Source organism: Streptomyces sp. NPDC037100 (assembly GCF_055606225.1).
In genome coordinates this window covers 43104-59171 of record NZ_JBVJSX010000007.1, presented here as the reverse complement: position 1 = coordinate 59171, position 16068 = coordinate 43104, and the positions used below count along the sequence as shown (strand labels likewise).

At 72.9% G+C, this 16068-nt stretch carries 16 protein-coding genes and 1 riboswitch; of the genes, 7 read left to right on the top strand and 9 right to left on the bottom strand.

Annotated features, from left to right (window positions below; translation table 11 throughout):
• Positions 1–217 precede the first annotated feature (217 nt).
• The 3 genes from ACZ7EG_RS23305 to ACZ7EG_RS23295 form a co-directional block, all read right to left on the bottom strand.
• Positions 218–616, bottom strand: a complete 399-nt coding sequence (locus ACZ7EG_RS23305; RefSeq protein ID WP_104779342.1) for a DUF3040 domain-containing protein — start codon at positions 614–616, stop codon at positions 218–220.
• A gap of 278 nt (positions 617–894) precedes the next feature.
• Positions 895–1710: a methyltransferase gene (locus ACZ7EG_RS23300; RefSeq protein ID WP_471082078.1), complete on the bottom strand. Its 816-nt coding sequence runs from the start codon at positions 1708–1710 to the stop codon at positions 895–897.
• 483 nt (positions 1711–2193) lie between these two features.
• Positions 2194–2757, bottom strand: coding sequence for an SAV_6107 family HEPN domain-containing protein (locus ACZ7EG_RS23295; RefSeq protein ID WP_471082075.1), 564 nt, complete (start codon positions 2755–2757; stop codon positions 2194–2196).
• Between the two features lie 168 nt (positions 2758–2925).
• Here ACZ7EG_RS23295 and ACZ7EG_RS23290 point away from each other — a divergent pair, with 168 nt between their 5' ends.
• The 4 genes from ACZ7EG_RS23290 (at position 2926) to ACZ7EG_RS23275 (ending at position 8541) form a co-directional block, all read left to right on the top strand.
• Entirely contained in the window at positions 2926–3804 is an 879-nt protein-coding gene (locus ACZ7EG_RS23290; protein ID WP_471082072.1) for an ATP-binding cassette domain-containing protein, read from the top strand.
• The gene (locus ACZ7EG_RS23285) at positions 3776–5860 is read left to right on the top strand and encodes a YhgE/Pip family protein (RefSeq protein WP_471082069.1); all 2085 of its coding nucleotides are present in this window, start codon (positions 3776–3778) and stop codon (positions 5858–5860) included. The genes ACZ7EG_RS23290 and ACZ7EG_RS23285 overlap by 29 nt, the downstream gene beginning before the upstream one ends.
• Before the next feature lie 47 nt (positions 5861–5907).
• Positions 5908–6537, top strand: coding sequence for a TetR/AcrR family transcriptional regulator (locus tag ACZ7EG_RS23280; protein WP_471082066.1), 630 nt, complete (start codon positions 5908–5910; stop codon positions 6535–6537).
• Between the two features lie 513 nt (positions 6538–7050).
• The gene (locus ACZ7EG_RS23275) at positions 7051–8541 is read left to right on the top strand and encodes a phytoene desaturase family protein (RefSeq protein WP_471082063.1); all 1491 of its coding nucleotides are present in this window, start codon (positions 7051–7053) and stop codon (positions 8539–8541) included.
• Between the two features lie 27 nt (positions 8542–8568).
• On the opposite strand, the gene ACZ7EG_RS23270 is transcribed toward ACZ7EG_RS23275, so the two are convergent.
• From ACZ7EG_RS23270 to ACZ7EG_RS23245, 6 genes are all read right to left on the bottom strand, one after another.
• Positions 8569–9498: an SCO2102 family sporulation regulator gene (locus tag ACZ7EG_RS23270; RefSeq protein ID WP_471082060.1), complete on the bottom strand. Its 930-nt coding sequence runs from the start codon at positions 9496–9498 to the stop codon at positions 8569–8571.
• A 56-nt stretch (positions 9499–9554) separates the two neighbouring features.
• Positions 9555–10478, bottom strand: coding sequence for a methylenetetrahydrofolate reductase [NAD(P)H] (metF, locus tag ACZ7EG_RS23265; RefSeq protein WP_361871770.1), 924 nt, complete (start codon positions 10476–10478; stop codon positions 9555–9557).
• A 98-nt stretch (positions 10479–10576) separates the two neighbouring features.
• Positions 10577–11236, bottom strand: coding sequence for a thiamine phosphate synthase (gene thiE / locus ACZ7EG_RS23260; protein ID WP_471082056.1), 660 nt, complete (start codon positions 11234–11236; stop codon positions 10577–10579).
• Between the two features lie 348 nt (positions 11237–11584).
• Positions 11585–11950, bottom strand: coding sequence for an Rv2175c family DNA-binding protein (locus tag ACZ7EG_RS23255; protein WP_030848153.1), 366 nt, complete (start codon positions 11948–11950; stop codon positions 11585–11587).
• Positions 11951–12061: 111 nt separating this feature from the next.
• Entirely contained in the window at positions 12062–13303 is a 1242-nt protein-coding gene (locus ACZ7EG_RS23250) for an NAD(P)/FAD-dependent oxidoreductase (RefSeq protein WP_471082053.1), read from the bottom strand.
• Positions 13304–13335: 32 nt separating this feature from the next.
• Positions 13336–13686, bottom strand: a complete 351-nt coding sequence (locus ACZ7EG_RS23245) for an avidin-fold protein (protein WP_389969303.1) — start codon at positions 13684–13686, stop codon at positions 13336–13338.
• A 52-nt stretch (positions 13687–13738) separates the two neighbouring features.
• Positions 13739–13850, top strand: a riboswitch (TPP riboswitch).
• On the opposite strand from ACZ7EG_RS23245, the gene thiO reads away from it, so the two are divergent.
• The 3 genes from thiO (at position 13848) to ACZ7EG_RS23230 (ending at position 16017) form a co-directional block, all read left to right on the top strand.
• On the top strand, positions 13848–15020 hold the full coding sequence (thiO, locus tag ACZ7EG_RS23240; RefSeq protein WP_471082049.1) for a glycine oxidase ThiO: 1173 nt from the start codon (positions 13848–13850) through the stop codon (positions 15018–15020). It overlaps the preceding riboswitch by 3 nt.
• The gene (thiS, locus tag ACZ7EG_RS23235; RefSeq protein ID WP_053671923.1) at positions 15017–15217 is read left to right on the top strand and encodes a sulfur carrier protein ThiS; all 201 of its coding nucleotides are present in this window, start codon (positions 15017–15019) and stop codon (positions 15215–15217) included. Before thiO ends, thiS begins: the two co-directional genes overlap by 4 nt.
• A gap of 2 nt (positions 15218–15219) precedes the next feature.
• Positions 15220–16017 (top strand): thiazole synthase, encoded by a 798-nt coding sequence (locus tag ACZ7EG_RS23230; RefSeq protein WP_471082045.1) that lies wholly within the window; start codon positions 15220–15222, stop codon positions 16015–16017.
• Positions 16018–16068 lie beyond the last annotated feature (51 nt).

The window sequence follows — 16068 nt, the reverse complement described above, 5'->3', positions numbered from 1 at the left end:
ATGCCGGGGGCGTCGGCCTGGCCGCCTCCTGGAACGGCCGGCCTGCCGCGGCCGGAAATGGTCGACCTCGCCGCGGCCGGTGACAGTCGGCCTCGCAGCGACCGGAATCTGTCGGCCGTTTCGCGGCACACGGGCAAACGTCAGGGGGTGACCACCGGGTCGGTGGTCACCCCCTGACCTACGTGTTCACGTGGTCCTGGAGAGGCTGCACGGGGGGCTAATGGCCACCCTGTTCGTCGCGGCGCTTCTGCCAGCGCTGCTCGATGCGGTCCATCACCGAGCGGCGCTGCCGACCCTGTGGGCGAGCCTGGTGTCCGGCGGCACCGGACGCCTGCTCACCCGGCTTGGGGGCCTTGCGCCAGCCGGTCACGGCGAGCACCGCACAGCCCAGCATGACGAGGAAACCCACGACGCTGAGCCAGACCTGCTTGGCGACCATTCCAGCCATGAGGAGCGCGATACCTACGAGGAAGCCCGCGACCGCCTGGTAGACCCGTCGCCGGGTGTACGTGCGCAGCCCGCTTCCCTCAAGCGCTGTCGCGAACTTGGGATCTTCGGCGTACAGCGCTCGCTCCATTTGCTCGAGCATGCGCTGCTCGTGCTCCGAGAGCGGCACGGAGTCCTCCTCATCGTGCAGTCGCCGGGGCGACCCGGGGGGTCCCTTCAGGATAGGCAGGGAATCGCCCCCGTGAAACCCGCCCCTCTGCGCCAATTGACCAACCGGAACCCGCCATGAGCGTCCGGCTCGCTGAGGCTTCCATTCCCCGGCGGCCGACCCGTCATGCCGGAACGGTCTCCCTCGATCATACGGCGCGCCGCCCCCATTCGGGGGGCCTGTGGCGTACTCCATGCGCAGCCAAGGCGCTGATCAGCGGTGGTGCCCCCTGAGGAGGCTCAGGCCTCGACCGCCCCACCGGTCTCGCCTGCCCCATCGGTCCCACCTGACTCAGCAGCCCCACCGGTCTCCCCCAGGACGTGCAGCTGCGTGGCCACCGAGTGGAACGCGGGGAGCTCGGCGGCGGCCTCCTCGAGCTTCAGCAGCGCTTCCAGGGCTCCGGGCTCGGTGTCCACGAGGACGCCGGGCACGAGGTCGGCGAAGACCCGAACGCCGTGCACGGCACCGACGCGCAGGCCCGCTCCCTCGACCAGTCCCGTGAGCTGCTCGGTGGTGAAGCGGCGGGGTACGGGGTCACCCGCGCCCCATCGTCCGTTCGGGTCGTCGAGCGCCTGCCGGGCCTCCTTGAAGTGCCCGGCGAGGGCGCGGGACAGCACGGCACCGCCCAGGCCGGCGGCGAGCAGGCTGAGGACGCCCTCCGGGCGCAGGGCCGCCACCACGTTGCGGACGCCCTCGGCCGGGTCGTCCACGTACTCCAGGACGCCGTGGCACAGCACCACGTCGTAGCCACCGCGCTCGGCCACGTCGAAGAGGCCGTGGGCGTCGCCCTGGACGCCCTCGACCCGGTCGGCCACGCCGGCTTCGGCGGCCCGGCGCTCCAGGGCGAACAGGGCGTTGGGGCTGGGGTCGACGACGGTGACCCGGTGGCCGAGGCGGGCGACGGGCACCGCGAAGTTGCCGCTGCCGCCTCCGGTGTCGAGGACGTCCAGCGACTCCCGACCCGTGGCCTTGACCCGGCGGTCCAGGGCGTCCTGGAGGACCTCCCAGACCACGGCGGTACGGAGTGAGGCGCGGGGGCGCATCGGGTCCGACACGGCAGTTGACTCCTCGGCGCGGCACCGCCTCTTGCACGGCGGCGCGAACGGGGCGTCTTCCCCGGCCCCGACCACGGGGAGGGAAGACTTCAGGCGTCCCCCACCCTATTGCCTAGGCCGCGGCGTGCGGATGACCCGGTCCGGGATGCCCACGGCCCGGGCTTTCCGACACAGGGCCTTGTCCCGCACGGACGCCGTGCGCCACCGCCGGACTCCGGCCCACTGCCGGACTCGGACCACCGCGGACTCCGCCCCACTGCCGGACTCCGCCCCACTGCCGGAGCTGGACCACCGCGGACTCCGCCCCACCGCCGGACTCCGCCCCACTGCCGGACTCGGACCACCGCGGACCCGGACCACCGCCGGACTCGGACCACCGCGGACCCGGGCCACCGCCGGACTGGGACCACCGCGGACCCGGGCCACCGCGGCCCCGGATCACCCCACCCGGACCACCACCGGATCAATACGGCCGCCGCCCGGTCAACCCGCGTCGGGCATGTCGCTCCCCGCGCCGGGGCCCTCCGGCTGGTCGTGGTCCGGGCGGGGCTGCGGGAGGACCGGCTGGAGGACCAGCATCCGCTCGACGAGGCGCAGGAACATCGCAACGTCGCGTATCAGGTCGTCGGCGTCCCGGCCGGTGGCCGCGCCCTGGATACCTGCTTCGGCGCGGGCGCGGCGCCGGGCGCCGGAGGCGAACAGCGCGCTCCACTCGGTCAGTTCGGGTGCGATCTCGGGGAGCACTTCCCAGGCGCTCCGGATCTTGGCCCGGGCCCGGGGCGAGGTCTCCGGGCGGCCGCGGGCGGCGAGCACCGCCGCTGCGGTGCGCAGGGCGGCGAGGTGGGCCCGCGAGTAGCGCTCGTTCGGTGTCTCCAGGGCTGTGGCCTCGTCGAGGCTGGCGCGGGCCTGGGCGAGCAGGTCGAGGGCGGCGGGCGGGGCCGTGGCCCGGCGGAGCACGGGGTGCACGTCGCTCGCCGGGCCGGTCAGTGAGGGGGCAGGGCCGGTGGCGCGGCGCCGGCGGGCGGCTGCTGCGTGATAGCTGGCCATGACGAACCTCCTGTCGTCTGGGTGACGGCACGTCCGGTCACGGAGTGCCGTATGTGACCCATCGTGAGGTATGGCACTGACAATCCGTTCTGACCTGCTGTTTTGCTTCGCTCGTAGGTTCGGAGTAGTTTTTGCACTGACCAGTCAGTTCAAATTCAGGGGAGACTCGTGGGGGAACAGGCGGGAGGGGTGCGGATCGCCGCCGAGGACCTCGGGATCAAGGGGCCACGGGGGTGGGCGGTCCGCGGGATCTCCGTCGACGCGGAGCCGGGTGCGCTCGTCGCGGTCGAGGGCCCGTCCGGGTCCGGCCGGACGTGCCTGCTGCTGGCGCTGACGGGGCGCATGAAGGTCTCGGAGGGCACGGCCGCCGTGGGCGACGCGACACTGCCCAAGCAGATGGCGGCCGTGCGCGGCATCAGCGCGCTGGCGCACGTCCCGGGGGTCACCGACCTCGACCCGGCGCTGACCGTCGGCGAGCACCTGCGGGAACGGGCGCTGCTCCAGCGGCGGTTCGGCGCATCGCTGCGCGGACTGCTGCGGCCCCGCGGTGAGCGGGCGGCCGAGGCCGAACGGCGCGTCGACGCCGCGCTGGAGGCGGCCGGGCTCGACCTGGAGGCCCTGCCCAAGGGGCCGCGCACGGCCGTGCGGGATCTGGAGCGCCTGGAGGCACTGCGGCTGTCGATCGCACTCGCCCTGGTCGGCAAGCCGCGGCTGCTCGGCGTCGACGACGCCGACCTCAAGCTCTCGGACGGTGAGCGGGAGGAGGTCCGGGCGCTGCTCAGGTCCCTGGCCGACGCCGGGACGACGGTCGTGGCGGTGTTCGGCGAGGCTCCAAAGGGTGCTGTCAGGGTCTCCACCGCGCAGAGCCATGAAGACCCGGCCACCGGGGACGACCAGCCGGCCGGGCACGACCGGCCGGCCGAGGCTGACCAGGCTGACCAGGACGAGGCCGAGAAGCCAGACCAGGGAGACCAGGCGGTCCAGGGAGACCAGGCGGACCAGGGAGAGGAGAAGGACGATGCGATCGCCGAAACTGGCCGCGCTTGAGCTGCGCCGCTTCGGACGGGGGAAGCTGCCGCGCGCCGCGCTGGTCGCGCTGCTGGTGCTGCCGCTGCTGTACGGCGCGCTGTACCTGTGGTCGTTCTGGGACCCGTACGGCCGTCTGGACCGGATCCCGGTCGCGCTCGTGAACGACGACAAGGGGGCGACCGCCGACGGGAAGAAGATCACGGCGGGCGACGACATCACGAAGGGCCTGCGCGACAGCAAGACCTTCGACTGGCAGGAGGTGAGCGCCGCCGAGGCCCGCAGGGGCGTCGAGGACGGCAGCTACTACCTGTCGCTCACCCTGCCCGCCGACTTCAGCGAGCGGATCGCCTCCAGTTCCGGCGACAGCCCGGAGACCGGCGCCCTCCAGGTGCGCACGAACGACGCGAACAACTACATCGTCGGCCAGATCTCCCGCACGGTCTTCGGCGAGGTGCGGCAGGCGGCGTCCACCAAGACGTCCCGGTCCTTCCTGGACAAGATCTTCGTGTCCTTCTCCGACATCCACGGCAAGACCGTGAAGGCGGCGGAGGGCGCCGATCGGCTCAACGGCGGTATCGGCAAGGCCGAGAAGGGCTCCAAGGACCTCGCCGACGGTCTGAAGGACGCCAAGGGCGGCAGCGGCAAGCTCGCCACCGGCCTGAAGAAGCTCCACACGGGCGCGGGTGACCTGGAGGACGGCTCGAAGCGGGTCGCTGAGGGCACGCAGAAACTCGCCGACCGGGTCAACGGCACGGCCGCCGAGGTCGGCCCCTTCCTCAAGGGCAACGAGAAGACCATCGGGGACGCCGCCCAGCTGGTCGCCGACTCCTCCGGCGTGATCCGCAAGCACCTGGACACCCTGGTGAAGACGGCCCCGACCGCCGCCAAGGACGTCCGGGCGGCCTCCGGCACGCTGAACGACGTCTACAGCAGGCGCTGCGACGATCCCGTCGTGCCCGACCCGGCCTGCTCCGACCTGAAGAAGGCCAAGGACGCGGCCGCCGACGTGACCACCATCGCGGACGACCTCAACACGCTGATCGCTGACCAGGACGGCGACCTGGACAAGCTCGACAAGAACCTCGCCATCCTCCAGAGGCAGTCGCAGGCCCTCGCGAACCGCGCACCGCACCTCTCCGAGGACCTCACCGACGCCGTCAAGAAGATCAACGCCCTGAACGACGGGGCGGCGGAGGTCGCCGCCGGCGCGAAGAAGCTGCACAAGGGGATCGGCACGGCGAAGACCGGCGCCGTCGGCCTGGACAAGGGCGTCGGCAAACTGAAGACGGGCGCGGAGGACCTCAACGGCGGCATCTTCAAGCTCGTCGACGGCTCCGGGAAACTCGCCGGCGGCCTGCACGACGGGGCGGGGAAGATCCCCGACTACGACGAGCAGGACCGCGACCGTCGGACCGAGGTCATGGCCGACCCGGTGCGGCTGGCCTCCCAGGACCTGCACAAGGCGCCGAACTACGGCACCGGCTTCGCGCCGTACTTCATCCCGCTGTCCCTGTGGGTGGGTGCGATGGTGGCGTACATGCTGATCGCGCCCATGAACCGGCGGGCGCTGGCCGCGGGCGCCCCGGCGTGGCGGATAGCGCTGTCGGGCTGGCTGCCGGTGGTGGCGATCGGGGTGCTGCAGACGGTGGCGCTGATGTCGGTACTGCACTGGGCGGTCGGCCTGGAGATGGCGCGAGCGGCCGGGACGGTGGGCTTCCTGTTCCTGGTGACGGCGTGCTTCGCGGCGATCGTGCAGTGGCTGAACGCGCGCTTCGGGGCGGCGGGCCGGATCCTCGTCCTCGCCCTGCTGATGCTCCAGCTGACCTCGGCGGGCGGCACGTACCCCGTACAGACCAGCCCCGGGTTCTTCAACGCGCTTCACCCGTTCCTGCCGATGAGCTACGTCGTCGAGGCCCTCAGGCGGCTCATCACCGGCGGAGGACTCGAACCGGTGTGGCACGGGTGTGTGGTGCTGACGGCGTTCACCGCGGGCGCCCTCGCCCTGACCGCCGTGGCGGCCCGCCGCCGCCAGGTCTGGACGCTGGACCGGCTGCACCCGGAGCTGAGCCTGTGAGCCCCACCGTCGCTTCCCCGGGGAAGGTTCCTGTGACAATCAGGGCCATGGAAAGCAGCAAGGCCGCGTCGGGCGGCAGCCCGCGCCGCGAGGCCACCCGGCAGAAGCTCTACGAGGCGGCCGTCACCCTCATCGCCGAGCAGGGGTTCTCCGCCACGACCGTGGACGAGATCGCCGAGCGTGCCGGGGTCGCGAAGGGCACGGTCTACTACAACTTCGCGAGCAAGTCCGTCCTCTTCGAGGAACTGCTGCGGCACGGAGTGGGTCTGCTGACCGCCTCCCTGCGGGAAGCGGCGGAGCGGACCGCGCGGGAGGGCGGCAGCAAGGTCGACGCCCTGGACGCGATGATCCGGGCGGGACTGGTCTTCATCGACCGCTACCCGGCCTTCACGCAGCTGTACGTGGCCGAGTTGTGGCGCACCAACCGGACCTGGCAGTCCACGCTGATGGTGGTCCGGCAGGAGGCCGTCGCGGTCGTGGAGGACGTGCTGCGCGAGGGTGTGGCGGGCGGTGAGTTCAGCGAGGAGATCGATATCCCGCTGACGGCGTCCGCCCTGGTCGGCATGGTCCTGGTGGCCGCTCTGGACTGGAAGTCCTTCCAGGCGGAGCGCTCCCTGGACGATGTCCACGCGGCGCTGTCCCGGCTGCTCCAGGGCCGGGTGAGCGGCTGCCGCTGACCCACCGTCGCGTGCGCATGTGAAAGCGCCGGTCCGGTGTGGCCGCGTCCCCCGCGGGCCACCTCGAACCGGCGCCTTCCCCACTCCCCCGTTTTCCTTCTCCTGCTCCCCCGCAGGACCCCCGTTCGGTCGTCCCCCGGTTTTCTTCCGGTTCCCCCGGTTCTCCCCCGTGTCTCGCTCCCGCCGACACCGTCGGCGGAAGGAGCGGATCGCGGGCCGGCTCCGTTCCGGCGCCCCGTGTCGCCGGTGCCGGAGCCGTGCCCCTCTCCGTGTCACCACTCTCTCGTCCGCGCAGGTCCTCCCCCATCCGCGCGCGTACTCAACTCCCCGGCTAGGTATACGTACTCAGTCCTGCGCACAGGGCCCCACACCGCTTTGTCGCCGCCTGCTGACGACCGCCTCCGCACCCGTACTCGCAGGCCGTCTGCGAAGGCCGTCGGTGAGGGCTGCCGGTGAGGGCTGCCGGTGGGCTGTCGGTGAGGGCTGTCGGTGAGGGCCGATAAAGTCCCTGGCATGGCACGGATTGCGGTGATCGGCGCCGGGATGGGCGCGCTGACGGCTGCCGCCCGGCTGGCCGTCGCGGGCCACCGGGTGGCGGTGTACGAGCGGACGGACACCTACGGCGGAGCCCTGCGCCGATTCGAGCGCGACGGGTTCTCCTTCGACACGGGCCCCGCCCTGCTGCCGCTGCCCGCCGTCTACCGCGACCTGTTCGTCAAGACCGGCAAGGAGCCGCTGGAGTCCTGCGTCGAGCTGGTCCAGGTCGACCCGTCGGCCCGGCACGTGTTCGCGGACGGCACCGAGGTCTCGCTGCCGAACGCCTCGCGCGCGGGCGTCGTCGCCGCCCTGGACGAGGGGCTCGGCGCGGACGCGGGGAAGCGCTGGGGCGACTTCCTGGTCCGGGCCCGCGAGGCCTGGGACCGGACCCGCCGGCCGCTGCTGGAGGAGCCGCTGTGGCCGAACTGGCAGGTGCTGGCCGAGCGCGAGCCCTACCCGTCGGTGCCCCACAAGCGACTGCTGCGCACCCGCCGGGCCGGCACACTCGCCGAGATCGGCGCCTGGGAGCTGCGCGACCCCCGGCTCGCTGCGCTTCTGGAAAGTCATGCCCTCGGCCACGGTCTGGACCCCCGGGTCACACCGGCGAGCGCGGCCGTCCTGCCGTATCTGGAGCACGCCTTCGGCACCTGGTACGTGCGCGGTGGCCTGCGCGAGCTGGCGCGGGCGGTGTACGAGCGGTGCCTGGCCCGGAGGGTCGAGTTTCACTTCGGCGCCGACGTCACCGGTGTGCTGGAGAAGGACGGCCGGGCGTCGGGGGTGGAACTCGCCGACGGGTCGGTCGCGGAGGCGGACTTCGTGGTGGCCGGTGTCGCGCCCGGCGCGCTGGCCCGGCTGACGGCGGGCACCGTCGTACGGGGCGACGGCGAAGTGCCGCCGCAGCCGGCGGCGGCTTCCCGGCTGACCCTCCTGCTGGCCCTGCGCGGTATCCGCCCCGAGGGCACGGCACACCGCACGGTGGTGCACGCCCAGGACCGCGAGGCCGAATTGGACGCTCTGTTCGGCACGGCGGCCGGAGATCCCCGTCCCACGGTCACGGTGCTACGGCCCGACGACCCGCGCGCCGCCCCGGCGGACCACGAGGCGGTCACACTCACGACGGTGGTGCCCGCGCGACCCGGCCGGGCTCACGACGACCTCGCCGACCACATGATCACCGTCGCCGAACGCGCCGTACCCGGCCTGCGTGACCGCCTCCTCTGGCACGAGGTGCGCACCCCGGCCGACATCGCGGACACGACGGGCGCGGAGGGTGGCGCGGTGCCCGTGCCGGCCCTGGCGGCGGGCGGCGGGCGGCTGCTGCATCCGTCCAACACCACGCGGGTGCCCGGTCTGTTCACCGTGGGCGGCTGGGCTCACCCCGGCGGCGGGCTGCCGCACGCGGGCATGTCTGGCGCGCTGGTGGCGGGACTGATCGTGGAGGGGCCGGAGTTCCGCGGCTCGCAGTGAGCACGGCGCCCCGGCAGGGCCCGGGCTTCAGAAACGGTACTGCTCGTCGTACCCGTTCCCCTGCGGCTGCTGCCCGCCGCCCTGGTACGGATAGGGCTGCTCCGGCGGCAGTTCCTGCCCGTACTCGTCGGTGTTGCGCTGCTGCGGGACCCACACCCCGCCGGGCGGGCTGTCGCCGCCGTAGGTGCCGGAGTACTGGTCCTGGCCGTAGCTCTGCTGGCCGTAGTACTGCTGGTCGCCGTACGTGCCGTCGTACGCGCCCTGGCCGTGGTTCGACGAGCCGATGTACGGGTCGGAGTAGGCGGCGTACTGCTGCCCGGTGGCGTCGTAGCCCTGCTGCTGGCCGTAGCCGGAGTAGTCGTAGGCGTAGGACTGGTCGGCCTGGGCCGCGTACGGGTCGTGGGACTGCTGTCCCTCCGACTGGTAGCCGTGGTCGTAGACGCCGTAGGAGCCGGTGTCCTCGGGCATGGGCTGCGGCTCGTAGACGGCGGTGGTCTCGGCGGACGTCGGCTGGTGGAGGGGGCGGGCGGGGGTGAAGACGTCGTCCCGGTCGTAGTCGTCGTCCTGGCCGTGGGGGGCGGGGTCGCGGCGGTAGGCGCCGGCCTCGTCGTCGTAGCCGCCCTCGGCCTCCAGGCCGGACACCTCCAGGGTGGGCTCCTGGCGGCCGCGCTCACCGCGGCGGCGCTTGCTGCCGCCCAGCGCGGGCGCGCTCATCGCCCAGCCGGCCGCGAAGCCGCTGCGGAACGACAGGGTGACGTAGGTCTGCCCGACCGCGAAGGCCGCCGCACCCAGTCCGATCACGACGACCGACGGGATCAGGACACCGACGACGACACCGAGGAACCCGGCGAAGGCCAGCAGGCGCCAGCGCAGTCGCGCCTTGTACTGCAGGAGCACCTCGCCCAGCAGCCACAGCGCGACGATGCCGAACGCGATGTAGAGGACCGCCCAGCCCATGTACGCCCCTCTCACAGTGGCCGCTACGCAGTGTGTCGTATACCGGTGCGAACGGTCTAGGCCTGCGGTGAGTGGTGCAGACCCAGGTTCTCGTAGATCTCGAGTGTCGCGGTGGAGTTGTTGAGCGTGATGAAGTGCAAGCCGGGCACGCCCTCGGCGAGCAGCCGCGCACAGAACTCCGTGGCGAATTCGATCCCAATGGAGCGTACAGCGGCCGGATCGTCTTTTGCTGTGAGGATCCGCTCTTTCAGGGCGTCCGGGAACGTGGCGTTGGTGAGGGATCCGATCCGCTCCAGGGTCTTCACGCTCGCGATCGGCATGACCTCGGGAATGATCGGGGTGTCGCAGCCGGCGGCCGAGACCCGGTCGCGCAGCCGGAGGTAGTCCTCGGGCTGGAAGAACATCTGCGTGATGGCGTAGTCCGCGCCCGCCCGGCACTTGTCGACGAAGTGGCGGACGTCGGTGTCCCAGTCGCACGAGCGGGGGTGCATCGCCGGGAAGGCGGCGACGCCCACGCAGAAGTCGCCGGAGGCCTTGATCAGTTCGACGAGTTCGGCGGCGTAGGCCAGGCCCCGGGGATGCGGCACCCAGTCGCCCATCGGGTCGCCGGGCGGGTCACCGCGCAGGGCGAGCATGTTGCGGATACCGGCGTCCGCGTACTGGCCGATGATGTTGCGCAGGTCGGCCACCGAGTGGTCGACCGCGGTGAGGTGGGCGATGGGGGTGAGGGTGGTGTCGGAGGCGATCGCCTCGGTCGCCTTGACCGTGCCCGCGCGGGTGGAACCGCCCGCGCCGTAGGTCACGGAGACGAAGTCGGGCGCCACGGCCTCGACCCGGCGCAGCGCGTTCCACAGGTTCCGCTCGCCCTTCGGGGTCTTGGGGGCGTAGAACTCGAACGAGTACGTCGTCTTGCCGGCCGCGAGCATGTCGCGGACGGTGCGGGCGTGGTCCGACCTGATGGATGCGGTGCCGAGGGCCATACCGGCAGGTTAGCCAGGGGCGGTCGGTCCCCCAACCGGGGACCGGCTTTTGCCCGAATTGTCCACTTGTTGTCCATCCCTTGGACAAGCCGTCGGATCTACACCTCGCGCAGCCGCTTCGCGAACTCGGCCGCCGCGGCCCCGGGGTCGTCCGCCTCGGTGATCGCCCGGACGACGACGACGCGCCGGGCGCCCGCCTCCAGGACCTGGTCGAGATTGCCGAGGTCGATGCCGCCGATGGCGAACCAGGGGCGGTCGGTGCCGAGGGCGGCGGTGTGGCAGACGAGGTCCAGGCCGGGCGCGTGGCGGCCGGGCTTGGTGGGGGTCGGCCAGCACGGGCCGGTGCAGAAGTAGTCCACGCCCTGCTGGACGGCGGCCGCGGCGGCCTCGGACTCGGCGTGGGTGGAGCGGCCGATCAGGACGTCGTCACCGAGGAGCGCACGGGCCGCGGGGACCGGGAGGTCACCCTGGCCGAGGTGCAGGACGTCGGAGCCGGCGGCGTGGGCGACGTCCGCACGGTCGTTGACCGCGAGGAGCTTGCCGTGCCGGGCGCAGGCGTCGGCGAAGACGGCCAGGTGCTCCAGTTCCTCGGCGGCCTCCATGCCCTTGTCCCGCAGCTGCACGATGTCGACCCCGCCGGTCAGCACGGCGTCGAGGAACTCCCCGAGGTCGCCCTGCCGCTTGCGCGCGTCGGTGCAGAGGTAGACCCGGGCGTCGGCGAGCTGGGCCCGTGCGGTGGCGGCGGCGGTGCCGGTCATGCGTGTCCCCCTGGGTGTCGTGGCGTGCGGGTGGGCCCGCGTGGGCGGCGTGCGGCGCGGGACGCACCAGTCCCGCCGCGAACGCCTCGGGCACCTTACGCCTGCCCCGGCCCGCCGCGGACCTGCCGGGCACGCCGGTGACGTCTGCGGCGCCGCCGGGGACGTCCGGCGCCGTGCCGGTGACATCCGCAGCCCCGCACAGGGCGCGGGCCACCACCGGGCCGCAGCCCCGCACAGGGCGCGAGCCGCCCCGGGCCGTGACCCTCGGGTCACGGCCCTCACCTCGGGCGGATGTTCAGGTCCGGCCCCGCTCGCACGGCACCGGACGGTTGTCCCGTCGCGGCCGGGTCAGACCGCGAGCGCCTGGGCGCGGCGCTTCACCTCCGTGCCGCGATTCTCGCTGAGCGCCTGAGCGGGGGTGCCGGGCAGGCTGTCGTCCGGGGTGAAGAGCCACTCCAGCATCTCTTCGTCCGTGAAGCCGTCGTCCCGCAGGAGCGTCAGGGTCCCGGACAGGCCCTTGACGACCTTGTCCCCGTCGATGAAGGCGGCGGGGACGTGCAGCGCGCGGTTCTCACCTCGGCGTACGGCGATGAGCTGGCCGTCCTTGACCAGCTGCCGCACACGCGTCACCTCGACGCCGAACTGCTCGGCGATGTCGGGGAGGGTGAGCCAGGCGGGGACGAGAGCATCGATCTTTGCGTCAATCTCGGTCACGGAAACCAGCCTGCCATTTGCCACTGACAGTCGGAAGTCGGACCGGCCCACCCGGGCGGACGCGCCGCGCCCGGCAGCACCGCCCCGCGGCCCTCACCGAGGCGGTGACCTCTACGCCGTCGCCGCCTTCATGGGCCTGGCCGGATCCACCAGCAGCACCGGATTCATCGGTGTGCCCGACTCGATCAGACGGCGGCCCTGCGCCAGGTCCCGGGGCCGGCCCACCGCCAGCAGCGCGACCAGCCGCTCGCCCCGCAGCCAGCAGACCGTCCAGGCCGGACCGGAAGGGTCGCCCCGCCACAGGGTGGTGTCCGCGGCCGCGTGGTGCCCGGCGTACTGGACGAACCGCCCGAACTGCTCGGACCAGAAGTACGGCACCGGGTCGTACACCGCCGGGGTCTCCCCCCTGGCCGTGCCGAGGATGTTCACGGCGACCGTGCGCGGGCCCTGGAGGGCGTTGTCCCAGTGGTGGATGAGCAGGCGCTCGCCGTAGCGCCCCGAGGGGAAGGAGGCGCAGTCGCCGACCGCGTACACATCCGGCTCGGTCGTGCGCAGATGCTCGTCGGCCACGATCTCGCCGTGGGGGCCCAGCTCGATCGGGGAAGCGGCCAGCCAGGCCGTCGCGGGGCGGGCGCCGATGCCGACGACGACCGCGCCCGCGGGCAGCCGCGAGCCGTCGTCGAGGACGACGACACCGGGTTCGACGCGCTCCACGCGCGCGTGCGTGCGCAGGACCGCGCCCGCGGCGGCGTACCAGCCGGCCATCGGGGCGGCGACCTCGGCGGGCAGCGCCCCGGCGAGCGGGCGTTCGGCGGCCTCGACGACGGTCACCGCGCAGCCCGCCTCGCGCGCGGCGGTGGCGAACTCCGCGCCGATCCAGCCCGCGCCGACGACCACGATGTCGTGCTGGCGGGCCAGCACCGGCCGCAGCCGCTCGGCGTCGTCCAGGGTGCGCAGCAGATGCACACCGGGCACGCCCTCGGTGCCGGGCAGCCGGACGGGTTCCGCGCCGGTCGCGACGACGAGGACGTCGTACGGCACGGGTCCGTCCTCGGTGTCCAGCTCGTGGTCGGCGGGGCGCAGGCCCAGCACCTCGCAGCCGAGCCGCAGTTCGATGCCGAGAGCCTCGAAGTCGACGTCGAAGGCGGAGCCCTCGGACTTGCCGAGCAGAACGGCCTTGGACAGCGGGGGCCGGTCGTAGGGCTGGTGGGGCTCGGCGCCGATGAGGATCACGTCACCGGTGAAGCCCTGCTCGCGCAGGGCGACGGCGGTCTGCACCCCGGCCATGCCCGCACCCGCCACGACGACGCGCCGCGGCGCGGACGGACCTGGTTCCTGCGTCTGCTCGCTCACCTGATCACCATAGACACCTGACGTTCTGTCAGTCAGTGCTCATGCGCCGTGACCTGCTCCACAACGCTCGTGCCGTTGCCCCGCTGGGACTCCCACTCCCAGGTCTCCTCCAGCCGCACCCGCCCGTCGGGCAGCTCCACGACCGCCGATACGCAGTGCCCCGAGGAGGTGGTCCCGTCCCGCTTGAGCTGGACGTACCGGAAGTCCAGCCGGTCACCTTCCCGGGTACCCACGAGGTGCCCGCGTACGACGTCGCCGCCCGTGTACTCGGCCCAGATCTCGCCCTCCCGCTCGTGGTACGTGAACCGGGTGCGGGTGCCCACCTGGCCCGGTGCCTGGTCGGCGACCGGGGCGAGGACGAGACCGTCGAGGGATCGGGCCATGGGCTGAGGCTCCCTTACTGCGGGACAGGGCGTCGGGCTAGGGTGGCCAACGTAAAGCACTCGCGGGAGCCCGGACGCACCGGGCTGAGAGGGAGGCTGGCGGCCTCCGACCGTACGAACCTGATCCGGGTCATGCCGGCGAAGGGAGGGGCTGGACGCCCATGACGCCTACGTCCACATCGTCAGACGTCCTGGTCATCGGGGGCGGGATCATCGGCCTGGTCACGGCCTGGCGGGCCGCGCAACGGGGCCTCACCACGGCCGTCGTGGACCCCGAGCCGGGCGGCGGAGCCGCGCAGGTGGCCGCCGGCATGCTGGCCGCCGTCACGGAACTGCACTACGGCGAGCAGACCCTGCTCGGCCTGAACCTCGCCTCCGCCAGGCGCTACCCGGACTTCGCCGCCGAGCTCACCGAGCTGACCGGCCGGGACCTCGGCTACCGCCGCTGCGGCACGCTCGCCGTGGCCCTGGACGCCGACGACCGGGCCCATCTGCGCGAACTGCACGCCCTGCAACAGCAGTCGGGGCTGGAGTCGCAGTGGCTGTCGGGGCGCGAGTGCCGGCGCCTGGAGCCGATGCTCGCGCCGGGCGTGCGCGGGGGGCTGCGGGTCGACGGTGATCACCAGATCGATCCCCGGCGGCTGGCCGGGGCGCTTCTCGCCGCGTGCGAGCGGGCGGGCGTGGTCTTCCACCGGGCGTGGGCGGAGCGGCTGACCGTCGTCCGGGACCGGGCCGCCGGTGCCGTTCTGGCGGACGGGACCGGGGCGGCCGCCGGGCAGGTGGTGCTCGCCGGGGGCAGTCTCAGCGGGCGGCTCGCCGGCGTCCCGGCGGACGTACTGCCTCCTGTGCGGCCCGTGAAGGGCCAGGTCCTGCGGCTGACCATGCCGCAGCGGCACGGGCCGTTCCTGAACCGGACCGTGCGCGCGGTCGTGCGCGGCAGCCACGTCTACCTGGTGCCGCGCGCGAGCGGCGAACTGGTCGTCGGGGCCACCAGCGAGGAGCTGGGCTGGGACACCACCGTGACCGCGGGCGGCGTGTACGAGCTGCTGCGGGACGCGCACGAGCTGGTCCCGGGCATCACCGAGCTGCCGCTCACCGAGACCAGGGCCGGGCTGCGGCCCGGCTCCCCCGACAACGCGCCGCTGCTCGGACCCACCGGTCTGGAGGGGCTGCTGCTGGCCACCGGGCACTACCGCAACGGCGTCCTGCTCACACCGGTGACCGGCGACGCCCTGGCGCACGTCCTGGCGACGGGCGAACTCCCCGAGGAGGCCCGTCCCTTCACCCCGAAACGCTTCAGCCCCGCCACCGCACTCACGGAGCAGCCCGCATGAACATCTCCGTCAACGGCGAGCCCCGGGACGTCGGGCCCGGCACGGCTCTGGACACCGTCGTGAGGTCGCTCACGGCCTCGCCCTCGGGCGTGGCCGCCGCCCTCAACGAAACCGTCGTCCCGCGCACCCAGTGGCCCTCCACGCCCCTGTCCGAGGGAGACCGCGTGGAAGTCCTCACCGCCGTCCAGGGAGGCTGACCATGGCCGACGATCCGTTCGTCCTCGGTGGTACGTCCTTCACGTCCCGTCTGATCATGGGCACGGGCGGGGCGCCCAGCCTCGACGTGCTGGAGCGGTCGCTGGTCGCGTCCGGGACGGAGCTGACGACCGTCGCGATGCGCCGGGTGAACGCCTCGGTGCACGGCTCGGTGCTGTCCGTCCTCGACAAGCTCGGCATCCGGGTGCTGCCGAACACGGCGGGCTGCTTCACGGCCGGCGAGGCCGTCCTCACGGCCCGCCTGGCACGCGAGGCCCTCGGCACGGACCTGATCAAGCTGGAGGTCATCGCCGACGAGCGCACGCTGCTGCCGGACCCGGTCGAGACGCTGGAGGCGGCCGAGACCCTGGTCGACGACGGGTTCACGGTGCTGCCGTACACCAACGACGATCCGGTGCTCGCGCGGAAGCTGGAGGACGTGGGCTGTGCGGCGATCATGCCGCTCGGCTCGCCGATCGGCTCCGGGCTCGGCATCCGCAACCCGCACAACTTCCAGCTGATCGTCGAGCACGCGCGCGTGCCGGTGATCCTGGACGCGGGCGCGGGGACGGCGTCGGACGCCGCGCTGGCGATGGAGCTGGGGTGTGCGGGCGTGATGCTCGCCTCGGCGGTGACGCGGGCGCAGGAACCCGTGCTGATGGCCGACGCCATGCGGCACGCCGTGGAGGCGGGGCGGCTGGCGTACCGGGCCGGGCGGATCCCCCGGCGGCATTTCGCCCGGGCGTCGTCTCCCGCGCAGGGCATGGCGGTGCTGGACCCGGAGCGGCCCGCTTTCCAATAGGGGCATAGGGGCACACGTCACAGGTCGGCTGCAGTCCCGCCCCGGAATCAG

Excerpts from the sequence above, each read along its gene's own strand:
- ACZ7EG_RS23275 (WP_471082063.1), top strand. The coding sequence starts at position 7,051 with ATGGCACGGATTGCGGTGATCGGCGCCGGGATGGGCGCGCTGACGGCT.
- thiE (WP_471082056.1), bottom strand. The coding sequence starts at position 11,236 with ATGACCGGCACCGCCGCCGCCACCGCACGGGCCCAGCTCGCCGACGCC.
- thiO (WP_471082049.1), top strand. The coding sequence starts at position 13,848 with ATGACGCCTACGTCCACATCGTCAGACGTCCTGGTCATCGGGGGCGGG.
- ACZ7EG_RS23270 (WP_471082060.1), bottom strand. The coding sequence starts at position 9,498 with ATGGGCTGGGCGGTCCTCTACATCGCGTTCGGCATCGTCGCGCTGTGG.
- thiS (WP_053671923.1), top strand. The coding sequence starts at position 15,017 with ATGAACATCTCCGTCAACGGCGAGCCCCGGGACGTCGGGCCCGGCACG.
- ACZ7EG_RS23295 (WP_471082075.1), bottom strand. The coding sequence starts at position 2,757 with ATGGCCAGCTATCACGCAGCAGCCGCCCGCCGGCGCCGCGCCACCGGC.
- ACZ7EG_RS23285 (WP_471082069.1), top strand. The coding sequence starts at position 3,776 with ATGCGATCGCCGAAACTGGCCGCGCTTGAGCTGCGCCGCTTCGGACGG.
- ACZ7EG_RS23245 (WP_389969303.1), bottom strand. The coding sequence starts at position 13,686 with ATGGCCCGATCCCTCGACGGTCTCGTCCTCGCCCCGGTCGCCGACCAG.
- ACZ7EG_RS23280 (WP_471082066.1), top strand. The coding sequence starts at position 5,908 with ATGGAAAGCAGCAAGGCCGCGTCGGGCGGCAGCCCGCGCCGCGAGGCC.
- metF (WP_361871770.1), bottom strand. The coding sequence starts at position 10,478 with ATGGCCCTCGGCACCGCATCCATCAGGTCGGACCACGCCCGCACCGTC.
- ACZ7EG_RS23230 (WP_471082045.1), top strand. The coding sequence starts at position 15,220 with ATGGCCGACGATCCGTTCGTCCTCGGTGGTACGTCCTTCACGTCCCGT.